Origin of the sequence: Allomuricauda sp. CAU 1633, from assembly GCF_017313225.1 — a bacterium.
Taxonomy (GTDB): Bacteria; Bacteroidota; Bacteroidia; order Flavobacteriales; family Flavobacteriaceae; genus Flagellimonas.
Genome location: NZ_JAFLNE010000003.1, coordinates 136,725 through 156,697, shown reverse-complemented (window position 1 = coordinate 156,697; position 19,973 = coordinate 136,725). Strand labels below are relative to the sequence as shown.

Sequence of the window (19,973 nt, the reverse complement as noted above, 5' to 3'; positions counted from 1 at the left end):
CTAATTCTTTACAAAGGTAGTGAAATGTTGCACTTTACCCTACAGGTATGGTCTATTCAGGTGTGCTTTCTTCTTGGGTATAAGGTCCATAAACGGCATCCCTGAATCTTTTGTGCAATGTGCCATTAAACGGAAAAATCTGAACGAAGAACACAGCGGTGAGGTCGTTCACAGGATCTACCCAAAAAAGTGTACTGGCTGCACCATCCCAAAAGAATTCGCCCACAACTCCATTATTTTCTTCTGCGGAAGCTGGGGGACGCAATCTTACGGCAAAGTCAATACCAAAACCAACCTGCCCCTTGCTGGGTAACCAAGAGCGTTCTTCAATACTTTCATCCAAGTGATTGGTGGCCATAAGTTTCACGGTGGTTGAATCGAGGACTTGAACCCCTTCTAAAGTGCCTTTGTTGACCAACATTTGGGCAAAACGCATGTAGTTATCCAAAGTGGAGGTAAATCCCCAACCGCCTGGGGTCAAGGGCCATTTTGCATAGTTGTAGGCATGTGCCTCTTCGTTGGGCAGTTGAATCAGGGAATCCCCATCATGCCTATAGGCAGAAGACATCCGGTTTCTATCCGATTCGGGAACAAAATATCGGGTTTCATTCATTTTTAAAGGGTCCAATACATGCTCTTGTACATACTCGGCATACGGTTGTCCTGAAAGAAGTTCCACCAAGTACGCCTGTACGTCAACGGAGATGCCATATTCCCAATGCTCCCCTGGATGGTACCCCAAAGGAACGCTGCTCAATTTCTTGGCCATATCCGCCAGCGTGTTTTCTCGGTTCAAAGCATCTGCTTCGGCTATGGCTTCGCCCAAACCGGGAAGATCCCGTCTACCTGAAAAACCAGCGGTGTGCCGGGTAATGTCTCGAATGGTAATAGCTCGTTTGGCAGGTTCCAAAATCATTTCGCCAGCAATGGAATCGTAGCCCGTGTAGACCTGCATGTTGGCAAATTCCGGGGCGTATTTTTCCAAAGGGTCATCCAATTGGAACTTTCCTTCTTCATATAAAGTCATCAGCGCAGTTCCGGTTATGGGCTTGGTCATGGAATAGATTTGTACCAAGGTATTGCGCTCCATGGGCTTTTTGTTTTTGAGGTCTGCATGACCAAAGGCATTGTAATAGACCTCCTCGCCATTTTCAAAAATCAAGGCCGAGGCTCCGGCTACATCACCGAGATCAATAAAGCTTTGTAGGGTGGAGTCAATTCTTGTTTTTACGGATTCATCAACTAGATAATTGATTTTTTCTTCTTCCTGTTTTTTGCAGGACGCGAAAAAGAGCAGGGCCACTGTTAAAATGGATAGAGTTTGTTTCATTATGTGCATTGGTTAAAATTTGTTAGGCTTTGGAGGTAAACAAATCGGACTAATGAGAGAAGAAAGGTAGCAAATAATTGAACAACCAATAATCTTTATGATTTAAAAATCAAAAATATAACAAGTTCATCCTGATTGTTTTAGAGAAATAACGAATAAGAGTGTGCTTCATTTCAATTGATTTTGAAGCAATTCCATTTTTCAAAATGCATTTCGGTTTTTGCCAATTGATGGAAGACATCTTTTATAACCAATACGTGACTTTGAGCACAATAGACCTGTTTTTAATGCCCAGTCCAGTGGTGTCATGATTTTCGTTGTAGATGAGAAAAATGTCGGACATGGGGCTGTACCGCCATTGCAAACGAGAGAACGCACTGAAATTATCATTCCTGGAGGTGTACTGGAGCACATTGGTGAAAAATAGCTTATTGGAGAAGCTGATATTACCGTTGAATCTGACCAAATGTAGATTTTTCTTTCCGTAGCCATCCGCCAAACGGATATCATTGTAATCATAAGTGATTCCAAAAGTACCCCATGGCCGAAACCGGAAAGAACCTTGAACCATGGCTCCCAAGCGTGTTCCATTGTAGAAGCTTCCATATCCGGTCAGTGTATTCCATACAAAAGTTTTACGCACATCGGAACTGTATTGCACATCAAATCTGGAGAATGAATAGTTGTCAACTGGAATTGGGGTGAACTCATCTCCGATCAACGAAGTTGGGAAGAGAAGGTCTACTTCTTGGTTGCGCGCAATAAGGTTGAGCTTGGCCGTATTTCGATATTCAAAATCGTAGGCAAAATTGTTATGACGTTCATTAAATGTACCGTCATTGTTCAGGTAGAGATTGTTCCAAGTTCGAATGCCGTGATAGTTAAACTTCCGGTTTTCCCGTTCTGGAAAAAAGAGATACCGCACCCAAGGATTAATTAAAGTGTAACCCACCCGGATGGTCTCTTCAGTCTCCGCATTGTAATTATCCAACCGGGGATTGATTCCCAATTCTGTGATGTAATTATCTCCTACCACATTAAAGAGCCATCCGGTTTTAAACCGCTTTGAATTATAGGAACCCCAAAAACCATAAAAGTGGGTGTCATCAAAATTTTCCGGGGTCATAGAGTTATGATACATGGTTGTGGTGTTGAGCTTTCCGCTTTCCGAGACGTAGGTAAACTCCAATCCCAGATTTCTGGAATATTCCATTTCTGTGGTATTACTGGTGGCCTGACGGTTCATAAACATCCCCTTAATGACCGACCGTTTCAGTATCTTTTGTTGAAAGGCTGCCACGCTATAGTTTTGGGCTGCAAATTCATCCGTACGGCGGGTCTGGACATCCATGACGCCAATGCGTAAGTTGGGGGTAATGTTACCGGTTAGTCTGCCCCCAAAGTCTATGGGGATGGGTTCACCGTCATTAAGGCCTATCCTTCGTGAAAAAAACGGTTTGATGTCATAGGTTCCGAAGTTGGAAAAGATGTCATTGTTCTCCAGAAAGAAATTCCGCTGTTCAGGCAAAAAGATATCGAACCGAGTAATATTGGTTACCTGCTGGTCCACATCGGCATTGGAAAAGTCAGGGAACAAGGTTAGATCTAAATTTAAATTACTGGTCAAAGCCACCTTTACGTCCCCACCCAAATCACTTTTCAATTCTGCTTCTTCTTGCTCGCTGTTTTCATAGTCACGTAGTGATGAAGAAGTTACATAAGGATTTAAAATAAAGGTTCCCTTTGCTTTTTCTGGACTTTGGTCCCATACCAATGACCCCATGTAGTTCATGCCAACCCCATTAAAATTCACCGGAAATTGAGTCCATGTGGTGTACACATTGTTGCTTTTGTCACCTCGAATAAAGTTGATCCCCCAATGTCGTTGATTGGCATTGTATCGCAAGGTCTTAAAGGGGATGGAAATCTCTACGACCCAATAATCCTCATATTGCACTGTTTTTGAAGCCCATTTGTTATCCCAATTCTCCGAACTGTATGTTTGTGCACCCTCCAAAGTTAGCGTGCCCTCTATTTCTGCACCGCCAGCGGTTACCCCAAACATAAAGCCACTCTGTTTGGTATTTACAGGATCCAAGGCCACCGTAAAATTATCACTGCCCCAAAAATCCTCATCATTATCACGCACCAAGGACTGTACGATTCGTTTCCCTTGGTCATAACACTTAGCCACCACATATAAGTGGTGTTCGTCATACGTCAATTTTACTTCAGTCTGGTTTTGTGCTTCACCTTCGTCAATGGGCCAGTGATTCATGAATGAGGAGGTCGTCTCATGTTCGGCCCATTCATTATCTCCAATGACGCCATCCAATGTTATGGGTATTGTTGTTCTTTTAATCTGATATTGATATTGGGCTCGGGTATCGCTACCATTTTGTGAAAATCCAAATGTGACCAATAGGAGGAAGGTCAGCGACCATACAGTTTTCATGTACTGTTCGTTTTTTGATGATACCCAAAGAACCACCGCATTGCCTATTTTTACAAACAGATTTTGGATATGCCATGCATCTTGGAGCAAATGACGTCTGACTACTGTTCAGTGCCGAAAATGTCTTTTTGAATGTTGTTGACGCTACGGAAGGAGCATTAAAGCTTTATTTAAGAAATGCTTAACGCCGTTGAGGTTAAACTAGTGGGGATAATCCTGTAAAATGGTCATGGCATGGGACCTGTAGTTTCTTCCAATGGGAAGTTCCTTGCCACCCACTTCGGCCATTATGGTATTGAACGCAGAAACTTTCTCCAAAGCCACAATAAAGGATCTGTGGATTCTCACAAACTTGTTGTTGGGCAGTTTTTCCTCCAAATATCCAATGCGTTGTGTGGTTTGAATCTCCCCGGTGGACGTATGGATGGTCACCTTGTCATTTAAACTTTCCAAATAAAGAATTTCGGACAGGTCGAGTTTTACAGTTTTCCGTTGAGATTTTATATAAAGAAGTTCAGGTTCTGTTTTTGGTATGGAGGTGTTCTCCTTTTGCTGTGGGTAATTTTCAATAGTCCCTTGCAAATGGTGCCCGGTCAGAAATTTGTTTGCTTTGGTGATGGTCTTCATAAAACGCCCTAAGGAAATGGGTTTTAGCAGATAGTCAATCGCATCCAGTTCAAACGCCTTGATGGCAAACTCACGATAAGCCGTTGTAAAGACCACTAACGGGGCGGGATTAAGGGATTCAAGTAGCTCCAAACCGTTGATTTTAGGCATCTTGATGTCCAAGAAAACAAGATCTATATTCCCTTTTTGTAAATGACAAAAGGCTTCAACAGCATTGGGGCATACTGCCACAATCTCCAAATTATCCATTTGATCGGCGTATTTTACCAGCACTTTTCTGGCCAATGGCTCGTCGTCCACAATAATACATCTAATCGTTCTGTCCATAACTTGACTATGAATTTACGCCACTTAGATCAATTTCCAATTTTACCAAAAACCGATCGGGTTCCTCCTGTATCTCCAAATGATGCTCATTCGGAAAAAAGAGTGCCAATCTTCGTTTTACATTCTTTAGGCCAATATTCTTGTCCCCATCCAATTCTTCTCTCTCCTCAGCGGGGGCCTTGCTGTTCTCAACAGTAAACTGAAGCTGCTTGTTGTCCGATTTTAGATGTATGCTAATGTATGAATCCTCGAGTAAGGTATCAGCTCCATGTTTAAAGGCATTTTCCACAAAGGGGAGGAGCAGCAATGGCGGAATGAAACATTCAACATTGTCATTTTCAAAGGTTGTGGAAATGGTGAGCTTGTCCCCATATCGCAACTGTTCCAAAGCCACTAGGTTCATAAGTTCTTCCCATTCTTTTTGAACGGAAATCAAATGGTCGTTACAATCGTACAACATATAGTCCAAAAACTTGGACAGCCCCAATACGGCATCAGGGGTTTTCTCAGATTTTTCCAATGAAAGCGAATAAATGCTATTTAAGGTATTGAAGAGAAAATGGGGATGGATTTGAGCCTTTAAAAATTTAAGTTCGGTCTCAATCTTTTCTTTTTCAAGCTCTTTATTGATTTGTTCCTTTTTGTAATAGAACCGTTGCAATTTAATGGACATGGCCACAAAAACCGGAGTATAAACACTGAGCATGGCGTTGATGACCTTTGGAAGGTACCATAAGGGGTCTTTCCAATGCTCTTCTTCAGGATTGAACCAATGATAGAGATATGTCCAACTCATATACCGATCTAATAATGCCATGGAAACTGCAAGAATAATGGACAGTACAATATACATTGTAGTCTTTTTGGGGTACAGATACTTGGGCATCAAGTAGTACAAAGTGATGTAAGTGGGAATCAACTTCCAGGGCAATAGAAATAACAACTGTAAGACCTCATCAAAATAATTATTGCCCTCATAGCTGCCCCAAAAAATGGTGTAAAACAAGATATAGGCCAGCCAAAAAAGAATATGGTAGTAGATTCTGTGCTTTGTCCCAAAAAACTTCTCAATCATGAACGAGGTTCTCTTTGAAATTTGCCAAATTTATTTGGAGAAACCCCAATGCGCATTGGCAAAAACAAATTTTTAGGTGAAAATACGAAATCGGGATAAGGTTTTCGGACAAAGCAAGGTAGACAACGGCTTTTGTACGGCAAACATCAGCATCTTTACGTAAAGGAATATGATATTTTTTTGATTAGGTGGATGGTTTAAGAAATCACGATTCGTATTTATTTTGTTTGAGGCTGAATCCTCTTATTTTTATCGCAATCGATTGAGTATATTTAGACAGTCATAAAAATAAATGAAAACAAACAAGAAAAACTTACGTAGTAAAGAGTGGTTTGGAAGCAATGATAAGATGGGGTTTGTACACCGTTCTTGGCTACGTAACCAAGGCTATCCCGATGATATGTTCAGGGGACGGCCAGTAATTGGAATATGCAATACTTGGTCAGAATTGACTCCTTGCAATGGACATTTACGGGAGTTTGCTGAAATTGTAAAAAAAGGGGTTTTGGAAGCTGGGGGATTTCCTTTGGAATTTCCGGTGATGTCACTCGGAGAGACCATCATGCGTCCCACCACCATGCTTTTCAGAAATTTGGCCAGTATGGATGTAGAGGAATCCATTAGGGCAAATCCTTTAGATGGGATTGTATTGCTGACCGGTTGTGATAAAACCACCCCATCCACCATTATGGGAGCCTGTAGTGTGGACCTGCCTACCATTGTGGTACCTGGTGGACCCATGCTCAACGGAAAGTTTAGGGGAGGTGAAATAGGTTCAGGATCATTCAATTGGATGATCAAGGAGAAACAGAAAAAAGACAAATTTACCGAGGAGGATTTCTTGGAAGCCGAAATATGTGCCGCACGTAGTGCCGGACACTGTAATACTATGGGGACAGCCTCAACGATGGCTACCATGGCAGAGGCTTTGGGATTGACATTACCTGGGGCATCTGCCATTCCCGCGGTTGATGCTCGAAAAAAGGTAATGGCCCAACTCTCTGGAAGACGAATAGTGGAGATGGTGAATGAAGATTTGACCCTGTCCAAAATACTGACCCGGGAGGCTTTTGAAAATGCCATCGTGGTGAATGCTGCCGTGGGTGGTTCCACAAACCTTATCATCCACTTGATTGCCATCGCTGGGAGAATGAGAGTTCCCTTAAAATTGGAAGATTTTGATGATTTAGGAAGCAAAATTCCCCTTTTGGTCAACCTCATGCCTTCTGGAAAACACTTAATGGAAGATTATTTTTATGCAGGTGGCCTTTCTGTTGTTCTAAAAGAATTAAAATCCAAACTCCATACAACTATCACAGCAAATGGCAAATCCCATCATGAGAATTATGAGAAAGCTGTTTGCTATAATGAAGAGGTTATTTCAAAATGGGAAACCCCTTTTCAAAAAGAGGCCGGGATAGCGGTATTAAAAGGGAATTTATGTGAGAATGGTGCTGTGATAAAGCCATCAGCAGCTACTCCTGAGCTGATGAAACATCGGGGAAAAGCTGTAGTGTTTACCAGTATGGATGATTACCATGCCCGGGTGGATGATCCTGATTTGGATATTGATGCGGATAGCGTAATTGTACTTCAAAATGTAGGCCCAAAAGGGTATCCAGGAATGCCAGAAGTTGGAAATGTAGACCTCCCTGAAAAATTGATTCTGCAGGGGGTGAAGGACATGGTTCGAATTTCAGATGGTAGAATGAGTGGAACCGCATATGGAACGGTTGTTTTGCACGTCTCTCCCGAATCAGCCATTGGAGGGAACCTTGCCTTGGTCCAAAATGGGGATTATATAGAGCTCGATGTTGAAAATAGGCGCTTACATCTCGATGTTTCCGTGGAAGAATTAGAAAAAAGAAGGGCAGCTTGGTCTCCGCCAAAACCCCATACAGAGCGTGGGTATGTAAAAATCTATCTGAACCATGTGGAACAAGCAGAAAAAGGAGCGGACCTTGATATTTTGGTAGGAGGTTCTGGAAGCGAAGTAAAAGGAGACCTACATTAATAATCACCAAAATATAACCACCACTTATGTTAGTTGTTTATTTACTATTAAGTATTGCCCTAATCATTCTAATGATCAATTATCTGCGGTTGCATCCGTTTTTGGCGCTTTTTATAGTGGCTATATTTTTTGGGTTTGCAGCCGGAATGGACTACAGCCTCATTTTGGATACAATCAATGATGGTTTTGGCGGAACGTTGGGCAAAATAGGACTGGTCATCATCTTTGGGGTGATCATTGGAGCCTTTTTGGAAAACACAGGAGGTGCTTATGCACTCGCAGAAGCAGTCATTAAGGTAGTGGGGAAAAAACGGGTTGCTGCAGCCATGGGAATTTTAGGATACTTTGTATCCATTCCCGTATATGCGGATAGTGGGTTTATCTTGTTGTCCCCTTTGAACAAAAGTTTGTCCAAAAAAGCAGGTATTAGTTTGGCGGGTTCAGCAGTTGCTTTGGCCATGGGGTTGACAGTGACCCACAATTTGGTACCCCCCACACCTGGACCAATTGCCGCTGCAGGGATTTTAAATGCTGATTTAGGTTTGGTTTTGGCTTTAGCCATTCCAATTAGTATATTGGCCTTGGTCATGGCTTTGGTTTTTGCCACAAAGTTTGCCGCTAAAACCTATATTGAGCCAAATCCTGATATTTCTCAGGAAAGCATAGACCTTAAAATGAAGACCGCACCTTCTGCCTTTAAGGCTTCTTTGCCCATTGTGGTACCCATCATCTTGATTATGATCAACTCAAGAATGAAAACCATTGATGCACAGGACATTGCTGGATGGCAATCTTTTCTTCAATTTTTGGGAGAGCCGGTCATCGCTTTGGTCATTGGAATGTTTTTGGCTTTTTCACTACCCAAAAAGCTAAAAAAAGAATTAATATCTACTGAGGGGTGGGTTGGCAAGGCCCTAAAGGAATCGGCCAATATTTTATTGATAACCGGAGCTGGAGGTGTATTTGGAAAGATGCTCCAAAATTCGGGAATTGCCGATGTTATGGGAGAAGCTTTAAGTGATTTGAACCTTAGTTTTTTCCTGCCGTTTTTAATAGCATCAGCTATTAAATTGGCACAAGGCTCTTCAACGGTGGCCTTAATTACCACAGCTTCCATTATGTTGCCGATGATGCCAAGTTTGGGTATGGAAAGTGAAATGGACAAAGCGTTGTTGGTAGTATCGATTGGAGCAGGTTCTATGGTGGTCTCCCATGCCAATGACAGTTTTTTCTGGGTAATGACCCAGATGAGTGGAATGAATGTCAGTCAAGGGTACAAGCTTCAGAGTTTAGGAACTTTGGTCGTTGGACTGACCTCGATAATTGCAATATTAATCATAAGTCTATTTGTAAATTAAAACCATGAAAGTTTATCGAACATCTAAAGGGATTTTACTTCAGGCTGAAGGCAAATTCTACTTGAGTGACGCAAGTTGGGATGAATTCATCAATGATGATAGCCTTTTTCAGAAGTGTCAATCCATTATTAATCAAAATCAGCCTATAGAAAATGGTCCGGAACTGGTTTCAAATCATTTGTTGAAACCTATCGAAAATCAAGAAATTTGGGCCACTGGCGTTACCTACTACAACAGTAAAATGGGTCGTCAGGAAGAAGCTAAAGAAGCCGGTGGCGGCGACTTTTACGAACGTGTCTACAATGCGGAAAGACCAGAATTGTTTTTCAAGTCAACTGCGGCCAGAGCGGTCGGGCATTTGGATAAAGTGGCCATTCGTGATGACTCCACTTGGGACGTTCCCGAGCCAGAACTCACACTTTGCATTACATCCACAGGAAAGATTGTAGGCTACACCATTGGTAACGACATGAGCAGCCGAAGTATTGAGGGTGAAAATCCACTCTACTTGCCACAAGCAAAAAATTATGACCGAAGCGCTGCTATTGGTCCCTGTATTTTGGTCACCGACGAACCTTTTCCCCAAGATTCTAAAATTTACTTGGAGATCGTGAGAAATGGAAGCAAGGTTTTCTCGGGTGAAATAGGAGTAGATCAAATTGTACGCAAGTTCGAGGATATTGTTCAGTACCTTTACAAACATACTACCTATCCTTACGGCAGTTTTTTAATGACAGGAACTGGTATTGTGCCCGACTCAAACTTTACACTGGCACAGAATGATGAAATCAATATCACTATTGATAACATAGGAACATTAACAAACACAATTGGATAAATTAATCCCAAAACATGCAATTACAAGGCAAGAATTACCTAGGAAATGAGAAATCGGCCTTAGGGGCCAACACGTTTTATGGAATTAACCCCAGCACTGGAGAAAATCTGGAGACTGCCTTTACGGAGGCCGTTGAAGGAGAAATAAATATAGCCGTTGAAAAGGCGGAAAAGGCCTTCAAGGTCTATAAAAACAAATCGGGAGCCGAAAAAGCAGCCTTTTTGGATACCATAGCTGATGAAATATTGGCACTTGGCGATTCATTGGTGCAACGTGCTTGTGCAGAAACGGGTCTGCCCGAAGGAAGAATTACCGGAGAGCGAGGCAGAACCATGGGACAAATGAAATTATTTGCCACGGTTCTACGGGAAGGTTCATGGGTAGATGCACGAATTGATGAAGCTATGCCGGATAGACAACCGCTTCCAAGGGTAGATATTAGGAGTATGCTACGTCCCTTGGGCCCGGTTGCCGTATTTGGTGCCAGTAACTTTCCTTTAGCGTTTTCAGTAGCGGGAGGAGATACAGCAAGTGCCTTGGCAGCAGGTTGCCCAGTGGTGGTAAAAGCCCACCCAGCGCACCCTGGAACCTGCGAATTGGTAGCGGAAGCCATCATTTCAGCAGCTAAAAAAACCGGAATGCCTGATGGTGTATTCTCCATGGTTCATGGCATTTCCCACGAAGTGGGCATGGGCTTGGTAGGCCATAGCAGTATTCATGCCGTTGGATTTACAGGGTCCCTTAGAGGTGGTAGAGCGTTATTTGATGCTGCCTCAAGACGGGTGAACCCAATTCCCGTTTACGCGGAAATGGGAAGTACCAATCCTGTGTTTATTTTACCGGGTGCCATGGCTGAAAAAGGCGAGGAACTCAGCCAACAACTTCATGGGTCCTTTACCTTGGGTGTTGGCCAGTTTTGTACGAATCCCGGGGTGGTCATTGCCCACGATTCTGAAGAGACCAAAGCATTCAAGACGTCATTGACCAGTTTGGTAGCGGAATCCAACTCATCCGCCATGCTTACTTCAGGTATTCACAATGCTTTTGACGGTGGCGTAAAGGAATTGTCATCGCAACAAGGGGTTAAATTCTTGGCCAAAGGTGCCGATGCCGGAGGAAATCATGGAAATGCCAATCTATTTGCGACAGAGGGTAAAAACTTTTTGTCCAATACGCTGTTGGAAGAAGAAGTATTTGGTCCATCAACCTTATTGGTGAATACTTCCGATAACAGTGAAATGCTTGAAATAGCCCGAAACCTGCATGGTCATTTAACGGCAACTATCCATGGAACGGAAGAAGATTTATTGAACAACAAGGAGCTTATCAATATTTTGGAGGAAAAAGTGGGGCGTTTGTTGATTAACGGATTTCCAACCGGAGTTGAAGTATGCCATGCCATGGTACATGGTGGTCCGTATCCTGCAACCACAGATTCACGGTCTACCTCCGTTGGAACAAAAGCCATTGAGCGTTTTGCGAGACAAGTTTGTTATCAAAACTTCCCAGATGCTATTTTGCCTGCCGAATTGAAAAAGGAGAATCCATTACAAATAATGCGATTGGTAAATGGGGAGAAAAAGAGATAAAATCTCCTAAAAACTTGATTGTATAAAATGAAAAAACTCCGGTAATCAGCCGGAGTTTATTCATCAATCAAAAAACGAACAGTCATGATAAACTGTTGTAGGTATCCAAATTACAACTTTCCTGCCAAAAAAACAATTTAAGACGAGTTTAACTGTAATTTGTGGTGTAAATTTTACAATTTACCCTAAATATGTCTTTAAAATCTTACTTCTAGACGTATGTTTTAGACGTCTAATAGCCTTTTCCTTGATTTGACGAACACGCTCCCTAGTCAAATCAAAAGTCTCCCCAATCTCCTCCAAAGTCATGGAGTGCTGTCCGGCCAAACCGAAGTAAAGCCTGATAACATCAGCTTCTCTGGGGGTCAAGGTTTCCAAAGCGCGCTCAATTTCAGTGCGCAAAGATTCGTGCAATAACTCTTTATCTGGATTCGGAGATTCCCCACTACGCAATACATCATACAAGTTGGAATCCTCACCATCGATTAAAGGAGCATCCATGGATACGTGTCGACCTGAGTTTTTCAAAGATTGCTTTACATCTTCCACCGTCATGTCCAATTCTTTGGCAATTTCCTCTGCAGAAGGTACACGCTCATGTGCTTGCTCCAAGAAAGCAAAAGTTTTATTGATTTTGTTAATGGAACCGATTTTGTTCAACGGCAAACGCACAATACGGGATTGTTCAGCCAATGCTTGTAGAATGGATTGACGAATCCACCAAACGGCATAGGAAATGAATTTAAATCCACGAGTTTCATCAAAACGTTGTGCGGCTTTGATCAGTCCCAAATTCCCCTCATTGATCAAATCGGGGAGGGTCAATCCTTGGTTTTGATACTGTTTAGCAACAGAAACCACGAATCTGAGGTTGGCTTTAGTTAATTTTTCCAAGGCCACCTGGTCTCCGGCTTTAATACGCTGGGCCAACTCTACTTCTTCATCGGCAGTGATCAAATCCACCTTACCGATTTCCTGCAAGTACTTGTCCAACGATGCGGTTTCCCTGTTGGTAACCTGTTTTGTAATCTTTAACTGTCTCATTTAATTTTCCCTTCAAATTAAGTTTTTGAACCGAAGCTCATTAGTTTATACGTAGAAAAAACCAAAATGTTACAATTTGCTAAAATTTATTTGTAAATAATTTCCTAAAAACAGAAAACCCTAGGATTTCCTAGGGTTCTCAAGATATTAGTTTGAAAGGCTCTTAATCCCTTCTTGGTTTTCTATCTCTATCCCGATTTCCACCTCTGCGGTCACCTCCACCTCTACGGTCTCCACCTCGATCGTTGTTGCGAGGTCTTTCTTGATACCCTTCTGGTTTTGGCAACAAAGCCTTTCTGGAAACTTTTTCCTTGCGGGTCTTGGGGTCAATACCGAAGTATTTCACATCGATGACATCACCTAAGTTCACAACATCGGTCACATTTTCGGTACGTTCCCAAGCCAATTCAGAAACGTGAAGCAGTACTTCATTTCCTGGGGCATCGGTATACTCCACAACAGCACCAAAATCCAATACTTTGATAACTTTTACTTCGTAAACACTTCCCACTTCAGGTTTGAACATCAACGCATCGATTTTGGCCAATACCATGTCGATACCATCTTGATCGGTACCCAAGATTTCCACAATACCTTCTTCGGTATCAGGGTCTTCGTTGATAACAATGGTTGTCTTGGATTTCTTCTGAAGATCTTGGATAACCTCTCCACCTTTACCAATAAGGGCGCCGATAAATTCACCAGGAATGATTCTGGTAATGATTTTTGGAGCGTAGGATTTCACCTCTGGTCTTGGCTCGGCAATGGTGTCGGTCAATTCTTTTAGGATATGCATCCTACCAGCATTGGCCTGCATCAAGGCTTTTACCAAAATCTCATAAGAAAGACCTTTTACTTTGATGTCCATTTGGCAAGCGGTGATACCATCGGCGGTACCGGTTACCTTGAAGTCCATATCACCCAAGTGATCCTCATCACCCAAAATATCGGAAAGAACAGCAAATTTGCCGGTTTCGGTATCTGTGATCAACCCCATGGCAATACCAGAGACTGGTTTTTTCAATTGAATTCCAGCATCCATCAACGCCATAGTACCCGAACAAACGGTTGCCATGGAAGACGAACCGTTGGACTCCAATACTTCAGAAACCACACGAACGGTATACGGACAATCTTCTGGAATCATTTTTTTCAAGGCACGTTGTGCCAAGTTACCATGACCTACCTCTCTACGGGAAGTACCACGTATTGGTCGTGCTTCACCAGTGGAGAAAGGAGGGAAGTTATAGTGCAAATAGAATGTTTCTTCACCTTCGTAAGATGGCATGTCAATTTGGTTGGCCTCTCTTGAGGTTCCCAAAGTAACAGTTGCCAACGCTTGGGTTTCTCCACGAGTAAAGATGGAAGAACCGTGTACACTTGGCAAGTAATCCACTTCACACCAAATTGGGCGAATATCGGTGGTCTTACGACCATCCAAACGAAGTCCTTCTTCCAAGGTTAGGTTACGAACGGCTTCTTTTTCGGCTTTGTGGTAGTATTTGGACACCAATCCACCGATTTCTTCCAACTCTTCCTCAGAAAAACTTGCTTTGATTTCTTCCTTGATGGCAGCGAAAGCTTCGCTACGCTCTTTTTTGGAAGAACCCGCTTTGGCCACTTCATACACCTTATCATAGGCCATGTCATGGATTTTCTTCTGAAGGTCTTCGTCTTCAGCCTCGGGTTCGTATTCTCTGGTTTCTTTCTTTCCGAAGGCTTCGGCCAATTTTACCTGAGCAGCACATTGTACTTTAATGGCTTCATGGGCAAATTTGATGGCTTCAACCATTTCCTCTTCGGAAATCTCGGCCATTTCACCTTCCACCATCATCACAGAATCTTCAGAAGCACCAATAACCATATCGATATCAGAGTTCTTCAACTGCTCAAATGTTGGGTTGATGATGAATTGACCGTCAACACGACCTACACGAACCTCAGAAATGGGACATTCAAAAGGAAGGTCGGACAATTGAATGGCAGCCGAAGCAGCCAATCCGGCCATCGCATCGGGCATAACCTCTTCGTCATGCGACATCAATTGAATCATTACCTGAGTTTCAGAGTGGTAGTCTTTTGGGAACAATGGGCGCAAAACCCTGTCCACCAAACGCATGGTCAATACCTCACCATCGCTGGGTCTGGCCTCACGCTTAAAGAATCCGCCGGGATAACGTCCTGCAGCGGCAAATTTTTCACGATAATCCACGGTTAGTGGCAAAAAGTCCACATCCGCAGCTTGATAATTGGAGACAACGGTACATAACAACATGCACTTGCCTGATTGGACAACCACAGAACCATGGGCCTGTTTTGCCAATTTTCCGGTTTCAATAGAAATTTCTCTACCGTCACCAAGGTCAATGACCTCTTTAAAAGTTTTTGGAATCATACAAATAATCTTACCCGTGTAAAAGATACGGGTCGTTAAACATTTGGTCTACCGCCATCCGGACGGTCGGGTTGTGTTGTTGTTGTGTTGGCCTTTCGACCTGACCAATGAAAAACTATGTGAAGCTTTTTGTGTTTGCCCAAGTTGCAGCTTGGGACTTAGGTTTGTTGGAGCCCGTCCAACTAAAACAAAGGGGAAGCCAAAGCCTCCCCATCGTTTTTATTTTCTAATACCTAATTCCTTAATCAAAGAACGGTATTTTTCAATATCTTTTTTCTTTAGGTAATCCAAAAGACTACGTCTTTTACCTACCAATGCAACCAAAGAACGCTCAGTGTTGTAATCTTTGTGGTTCCTTTTAAGGTGTTCAGTTAAGTGGTTGATACGGTGTGTGAACAATGCAATTTGCCCTTCCGTAGAACCAGTGTTGCTCTCAGAGCCGCCGTGTTTCTTGAAAATCTCGGCTTTTACTTCTTTCGTTAAATACATTCCAATATTTATTTAAATGATTTTTATGTATTGATTGACCTTCAATCAGCGTGCAAAGATAATCCTTTTTTTGAATTCATGAATTATGTTAGCAAATTAAACCTTTTTGGTTGAGTTGGGTCAAAGCAACAAACCATAAATTTTATCAACATGAAAAAGAATCTTAAATCGATGAGCCTTGTTCTGGGAGTGCTATTGCTGACAGCTGCTTCTTGTAGCAAGGACGAATCCACCAATGAAGAGTTGTCCAGTACTGAAGTCATTTCTGCGACAGAACTAAAGTTCAGCGATGAGACTGAGATGATTTCCGAAGAAATCACGGCCATAGCGGAAGATGTATATGCCGCTGACGAAATCTCAACAACTTCAAAAATGAATTATCATTCAGATTATCTACCCGAATGCGTACTCGTTACCATTGAACTTACCGATACTACAAAAGATGTTACCCTGAATTTTGGGGAAGGTTGCGAAATGCCCAACGGAAATGCCTTGAGTGGGAATGTGTATCTAAGTTATGCGCTGGATATGGAAGCTGCTTCAAATACCATAAGCTTGAATTTGGAAAACTTTGTTTTTAATGGTGTTGCCGTGGAAGGTTCAGCAAGTATTGTTAGGGTACGTTCCAATGAAAATGGAAATCCTCAAGGTACGGCCAATGCCAACTTTACTTCAACTTGGCCTGATGGAAATACTACTTCGTATACAGGAATCCGCACTCGGGAATGGATAGAGGGCTTTGGAACCGGTTTTTGGGGCGATAATGTGTTCTTGATTACAGGGAAACGAACGTATGTGAGCAGGGCAGGGAATGAATTTGTAAAAGAAGTGATTACACCGCTCCGAAGGGAAATGTCCTGCAGGTTTATTGTAAGTGGTGTTTTGGAAATCTCAAGATTTGGAAATACCGTGATTTTAGATTTTGGTGACGGTAGTTGTGATGCCAAGGGCATCTTGACCTATGAAGATGGCACAGAACAGGAAATTTTCTTGAGACGTTTTAAAAATTAGCTGTGAATTGAAAATTAAAAACTGCATGTCACATCGAGCGCAGTCGAGATGTTTTTAACTTAAATTCAACAAAAGGTTCTCGACTGCGCTCGAACTGACATAAAATGAAAAAGCCCCGATTTCGGGGCTTTTTTTATGCTCTTATGGGTTGATTTGAAATCAAGTCGATATACAGATTGACTTTCTTTTTCAAATCGCTTCGGTGGACGATAAAGTCCAAGAACCCATGCTCTTTCAAAAATTCAGAGGTTTGGAAACCATCCGGTAGGTCTTTTCCAACGGTATCCTTCACTACTCTGGGACCGGCAAACCCAATCAATGCTCCAGGTTCAGCGATATTGATGTCGCCCAACATGGCATAAGAAGCTGTTGTTCCCCCGGTTGTGGGGTCGGTACACAATGAGATATACGGAATTTTAGCTTCTGCCAACTGGGCCAATTTTGCTGATGTTTTTGCCAATTGCATAAGGGAGAGTGCGGCTTCCATCATTCGGGCACCACCTGATTTTGAAATCATCAGGAACGGAACCTTTTTCTTTTTGGCCACATCAATGGCGCGCGAGATTTTTTCACCTACTACGCTACCCATGGAACCTCCAATAAAACTGAAATCCATACAGGCGATGACAATATCTTTTCCCATTGATTTTCCTACTGCAGTGCGAACGGCATCCTTAAGCCCTGTTTTTTGTTGGGCTGCTTTAAGGCGCTCTGAATATTTTTTGGTGTCGACAAACTTCAAGGGGTCTTTGGCTGAAATATTTTCATCCAACTCCTTAAACTTGTTATCGTCAAAAAGAATCTCAAAATATTCCTTGCTGCCAATTCTAACATGGTAATCATCCTCTGGACTTACGTAGAAGTTTTTGGCAAGGTCTTCTGATTCAACAATTTTACCGGTAGGGGATTTATACCATAACCCCTTTGGGGTGTCCTTTTTCTCCTCTGTTAAGGTCTGTATTCCTTTTTCCTTTCTTTTAAACCAAGACGACATGCAATCAAAATTAAATTAAACGAAGGTTTACAAGGTATTGACGTTATTTAGATCTTCAAAGGCTTTTTTCAATCGAGCCACGAAAGTTTTTTCACCTTCACGAAGCCAAACACGTGGATCATAGAATTTTTTGTTGGGTTGGTCATCGCCTTCGGGGTTTCCTATTTGGGCTTGCAGGTAAGCCGATTTATCTTGGATATAATCCCGGATTCCAGTAAGGAAAGCATATTGTAAATCGGTATCGATGTTCATTTTAATGACACCATAGCCAATGGCTTCCCTAATTTCTTCCAAAGTGGAACCTGAACCGCCGTGGAATACAAAATCGATATGATTTTCCTCTACGCCATATTTTTTAGTAATAAACTCTTGGGAGTTCTTCAAGATTTTCGGAGTCAATTTTACGTTTCCGGGTTTGTAAACGCCGTGTACATTACCAAATGCGGCTGCAATGGTAAATCTGTGGCTCACTTTCGAAAGTTCTTCATAGGCGAAGGCCACTTCTTCGGGTTGGGTGTACAATTTGGAATCGTCAACATCGGTATTGTCCACACCATCTTCTTCACCTCCGGTGATTCCCAATTCGATTTCCAAAGTCATGTCCATTTTGCTCATGCGCTCCAAGTACGCTTTGCAAATTTCGATGTTCTCTTCAATGGGTTCTTCAGATAAATCGATCATATGGGAACTGAACAAGGATTTCCCTGTTGCTTTGTAATGTTCTTCACTGGCATCCAAAAGCCCATCAATCCAAGGCAATAATTTTTTGGCACAGTGATCGGTATGCAAAATCACGGTAGCACCGTAAGCTTCTGCCAATTGGTGTACGTGTTTGGCTCCGGCCACAGCTCCTAAAATAGCAGATTGTTGATTTTCGTTGGAAAGTCCCTTTCCTGCATTGAACTGGGCTCCTCCGTTGGAAAATTGAATGATAACGGGAGAATTCAATGAAGCAGCAGTCTCCATTACTGCATTTATAGTGTCGGACCCTACCACATTTACGGCCGGAAGGGCGTATCCGTTTTCCTTGGCATGTTTAAAAATTGCTTGCACTTCATCACCCGTGGCAACGCCTGGCTTAATATTGTGGGACATAGTTTAAGATGGTTTTCGTATTAAATTAGGCCACAAAAGTAATAAATACTATTATCTAATGTGCAATGTTTAATAACATGTATCCAATTTCGTAAACAAATTTAGGAGGTTTATCCACTCTATTCGTCAAACCAATTACAAATATGTCTTCAGCGGGTATCCAAATCATATTGCTCTGGAAGCCATTGATGGCTCCACTTTTCTTTAAGATTTTAATATCATTTTTATTTTCTACTTCATATCCAAATCCAAAGCCGGTCTCATCACCATTGTTCAATTTGTAGGGAGATAACAAGAGATTTGTGGATTCATCATTTAATAAAAGTTTGTTTTCAATGGCCGATTTCCATATCAAAAGATCAGAAGTAGTGGAATACATGCTTCCGGCACCATCTACCCAGTTGAGGGAAAAAGGAAGGTAAATGTCTGGAACAAAATTATTCTGATCTGTAATATTATAACCTGATACTGTTTTTTTGTACAATTTTTTTGAAGAACCAACAAAGGTGCCTTCCATTTTTAGGGGTTGGATAATGTAATGTGCAATAGCCTCGGAAAAGGTTTTGGAAGTAACTTTTTCGATAATTTTAGCCAGTAATATATAGTTGGTATTACTGTATTCATATTTTTCTCCAGGAGGAAAACTGTATGGGGTGTCCAGCAGAAATTCAACAATCTCTTCGTAGGGTAGTTGTTGTGTGTACTGATCCATCAGGTTTTCCTTGTACAAAAAATCCTTGATACCGCTGGTGTGGGAGAGTAAATGTTCTATTTTGATACCAGCATTTGAAATTTTGGGGTTTTTAAAATATGCTGATATATCGTCAGATAGGCTCAACTTTTTCTCTTCGCACAATTTTAAAATGAGTACTGCAGTAAATTGCTTTGAAATAGATCCAATGGCATACGAGAAAGTTGGGTCGGAGGGTACCTCAAATTCATAATTGGCATAGCCTGTAGATTTGTCGTAGATGACCTCCCCTTTGTGATAAATCAATAGTGAGATACCAGGGGTTGAATCATACGCTTTCATTTCCCTATCCGCATACGTAAAAATAGATTTGTTTTGGCACAACAGGCTATGCGATAATGCAAGGGCCAATAAAACAATAACTTTTTTCAAATTTTCTGTGATCATTACCAAGTGGATTATATTGTGTGATGTAACTTTTTTATATGGGGGCAGTCTATCATAATAGCGAGACTTTTATATAGGTTTTAGTGAGGGATACCAAGCGATATTAACCAAATAAATTGACCCAAAAGTCCCAAAAAAATAATGGGAACAATTTTTTGGCCATCAGATTTGACATAGGTTAGATAAATTTTTAG

At 41.9% G+C, this 19,973-nt stretch carries 15 protein-coding genes; 5 read left to right on the top strand and 10 right to left on the bottom strand.

Annotated elements, in window-relative coordinates:
• Nucleotides 1–52: 52 nt before the first annotated feature.
• From J0X14_RS10175 to J0X14_RS10160, 4 genes are all read right to left on the bottom strand, one after another.
• Nucleotides 53–1,330, bottom strand: a complete 1,278-nt coding sequence (locus tag J0X14_RS10175; protein WP_242527991.1) for a serine hydrolase domain-containing protein — start codon at nt 1,328–1,330, stop codon at nt 53–55.
• 244 nt (nt 1,331–1,574) lie between these two features.
• Nucleotides 1,575–3,785, bottom strand: a complete 2,211-nt coding sequence (locus J0X14_RS10170; RefSeq protein WP_207097673.1) for a DUF5916 domain-containing protein — start codon at nt 3,783–3,785, stop codon at nt 1,575–1,577.
• Between the two features lie 201 nt (nt 3,786–3,986).
• The gene (locus tag J0X14_RS10165; protein WP_207097672.1) at nt 3,987–4,739 is read right to left on the bottom strand and encodes a LytR/AlgR family response regulator transcription factor; all 753 of its coding nucleotides are present in this window, start codon (nt 4,737–4,739) and stop codon (nt 3,987–3,989) included.
• A 7-nt stretch (nt 4,740–4,746) separates the two neighbouring features.
• Nucleotides 4,747–5,814 (bottom strand): sensor histidine kinase, encoded by a 1,068-nt coding sequence (locus J0X14_RS10160; protein WP_207097671.1) that lies wholly within the window; start codon nt 5,812–5,814, stop codon nt 4,747–4,749.
• Nucleotides 5,815–6,106: 292 nt separating this feature from the next.
• On the opposite strand from J0X14_RS10160, the gene J0X14_RS10155 reads away from it, so the two are divergent.
• Genes J0X14_RS10155 through J0X14_RS10140 form a run of 4 tightly spaced genes read left to right on the top strand, consistent with a single transcriptional unit; the run spans nt 6,107 to nt 11,613 of the window.
• Nucleotides 6,107–7,828, top strand: a complete 1,722-nt coding sequence (locus J0X14_RS10155; protein WP_207097670.1) for an IlvD/Edd family dehydratase — start codon at nt 6,107–6,109, stop codon at nt 7,826–7,828.
• Between the two features lie 26 nt (nt 7,829–7,854).
• Entirely contained in the window at nt 7,855–9,186 is a 1,332-nt protein-coding gene (locus tag J0X14_RS10150; RefSeq protein WP_207097669.1) for a GntP family permease, read from the top strand.
• Between the two features lie 4 nt (nt 9,187–9,190).
• Nucleotides 9,191–10,024 (top strand): fumarylacetoacetate hydrolase family protein, encoded by an 834-nt coding sequence (locus tag J0X14_RS10145; RefSeq protein WP_207097668.1) that lies wholly within the window; start codon nt 9,191–9,193, stop codon nt 10,022–10,024.
• Between the two features lie 14 nt (nt 10,025–10,038).
• Nucleotides 10,039–11,613, top strand: a complete 1,575-nt coding sequence (locus J0X14_RS10140; protein WP_207097667.1) for an aldehyde dehydrogenase (NADP(+)) — start codon at nt 10,039–10,041, stop codon at nt 11,611–11,613.
• 180 nt (nt 11,614–11,793) lie between these two features.
• On the opposite strand, the gene J0X14_RS10135 is transcribed toward J0X14_RS10140, so the two are convergent.
• The 3 genes from J0X14_RS10135 to rpsO all read right to left on the bottom strand — a co-directional run bounded on the left by J0X14_RS10135 (nt 11,794) and on the right by rpsO (nt 15,541).
• Complete coding sequence (locus J0X14_RS10135) at nt 11,794–12,657, bottom strand: RNA polymerase sigma factor RpoD/SigA (protein WP_036382919.1); 864 nt, start codon at nt 12,655–12,657, stop codon at nt 11,794–11,796.
• Nucleotides 12,658–12,820: 163 nt separating this feature from the next.
• Entirely contained in the window at nt 12,821–15,052 is a 2,232-nt protein-coding gene (locus tag J0X14_RS10130) for a polyribonucleotide nucleotidyltransferase (protein WP_207097666.1), read from the bottom strand.
• A 219-nt stretch (nt 15,053–15,271) separates the two neighbouring features.
• A complete protein-coding gene (gene rpsO, locus J0X14_RS10125) occupies nt 15,272–15,541 on the bottom strand; it encodes a 30S ribosomal protein S15 (RefSeq protein WP_207097665.1) in 270 nt (89 codons plus the stop codon).
• Between the two features lie 150 nt (nt 15,542–15,691).
• Between rpsO and J0X14_RS10120 the strand changes: the two genes are divergently transcribed.
• On the top strand, nt 15,692–16,552 hold the full coding sequence (locus J0X14_RS10120) for a hypothetical protein (RefSeq protein ID WP_207097664.1): 861 nt from the start codon (nt 15,692–15,694) through the stop codon (nt 16,550–16,552).
• A gap of 133 nt (nt 16,553–16,685) precedes the next feature.
• Here J0X14_RS10120 and accD read toward each other — a convergent pair whose 3' ends face one another.
• From accD to J0X14_RS10105, 3 genes are read right to left on the bottom strand one after another with little or no spacing between them, the layout of a single operon-like run.
• The gene (accD, locus tag J0X14_RS10115) at nt 16,686–17,546 is read right to left on the bottom strand and encodes an acetyl-CoA carboxylase, carboxyltransferase subunit beta (RefSeq protein WP_207097663.1); all 861 of its coding nucleotides are present in this window, start codon (nt 17,544–17,546) and stop codon (nt 16,686–16,688) included.
• A gap of 27 nt (nt 17,547–17,573) precedes the next feature.
• Complete coding sequence (fbaA, locus tag J0X14_RS10110) at nt 17,574–18,641, bottom strand: class II fructose-bisphosphate aldolase (RefSeq protein ID WP_207097662.1); 1,068 nt, start codon at nt 18,639–18,641, stop codon at nt 17,574–17,576.
• A gap of 55 nt (nt 18,642–18,696) precedes the next feature.
• Nucleotides 18,697–19,779 (bottom strand): serine hydrolase domain-containing protein, encoded by a 1,083-nt coding sequence (locus tag J0X14_RS10105; RefSeq protein ID WP_207097661.1) that lies wholly within the window; start codon nt 19,777–19,779, stop codon nt 18,697–18,699.
• Nucleotides 19,780–19,973 lie beyond the last annotated feature (194 nt).

What these genes read in the sequence shown, in the direction of transcription:
- J0X14_RS10175 (WP_242527991.1), bottom strand. Translation starts at nt 1,330, where the DNA reads ATGAAACAAACTCTATCCATTTTAACAGTGGCCCTGCTCTTTTTCGCG.
- J0X14_RS10170 (WP_207097673.1), bottom strand. Translation starts at nt 3,785, where the DNA reads ATGAAAACTGTATGGTCGCTGACCTTCCTCCTATTGGTCACATTTGGA.
- J0X14_RS10165 (WP_207097672.1), bottom strand. Translation starts at nt 4,739, where the DNA reads ATGGACAGAACGATTAGATGTATTATTGTGGACGACGAGCCATTGGCC.
- J0X14_RS10160 (WP_207097671.1), bottom strand. Translation starts at nt 5,814, where the DNA reads ATGATTGAGAAGTTTTTTGGGACAAAGCACAGAATCTACTACCATATT.
- J0X14_RS10155 (WP_207097670.1), top strand. Translation starts at nt 6,107, where the DNA reads ATGAAAACAAACAAGAAAAACTTACGTAGTAAAGAGTGGTTTGGAAGC.
- J0X14_RS10150 (WP_207097669.1), top strand. Translation starts at nt 7,855, where the DNA reads ATGTTAGTTGTTTATTTACTATTAAGTATTGCCCTAATCATTCTAATG.
- J0X14_RS10145 (WP_207097668.1), top strand. Translation starts at nt 9,191, where the DNA reads ATGAAAGTTTATCGAACATCTAAAGGGATTTTACTTCAGGCTGAAGGC.
- J0X14_RS10140 (WP_207097667.1), top strand. Translation starts at nt 10,039, where the DNA reads ATGCAATTACAAGGCAAGAATTACCTAGGAAATGAGAAATCGGCCTTA.
- J0X14_RS10135 (WP_036382919.1), bottom strand. Translation starts at nt 12,657, where the DNA reads ATGAGACAGTTAAAGATTACAAAACAGGTTACCAACAGGGAAACCGCA.
- J0X14_RS10130 (WP_207097666.1), bottom strand. Translation starts at nt 15,052, where the DNA reads ATGATTCCAAAAACTTTTAAAGAGGTCATTGACCTTGGTGACGGTAGA.
- rpsO (WP_207097665.1), bottom strand. Translation starts at nt 15,541, where the DNA reads ATGTATTTAACGAAAGAAGTAAAAGCCGAGATTTTCAAGAAACACGGC.
- J0X14_RS10120 (WP_207097664.1), top strand. Translation starts at nt 15,692, where the DNA reads ATGAAAAAGAATCTTAAATCGATGAGCCTTGTTCTGGGAGTGCTATTG.
- accD (WP_207097663.1), bottom strand. Translation starts at nt 17,546, where the DNA reads ATGTCGTCTTGGTTTAAAAGAAAGGAAAAAGGAATACAGACCTTAACA.
- fbaA (WP_207097662.1), bottom strand. Translation starts at nt 18,641, where the DNA reads ATGTCCCACAATATTAAGCCAGGCGTTGCCACGGGTGATGAAGTGCAA.
- J0X14_RS10105 (WP_207097661.1), bottom strand. Translation starts at nt 19,779, where the DNA reads ATGATCACAGAAAATTTGAAAAAAGTTATTGTTTTATTGGCCCTTGCA.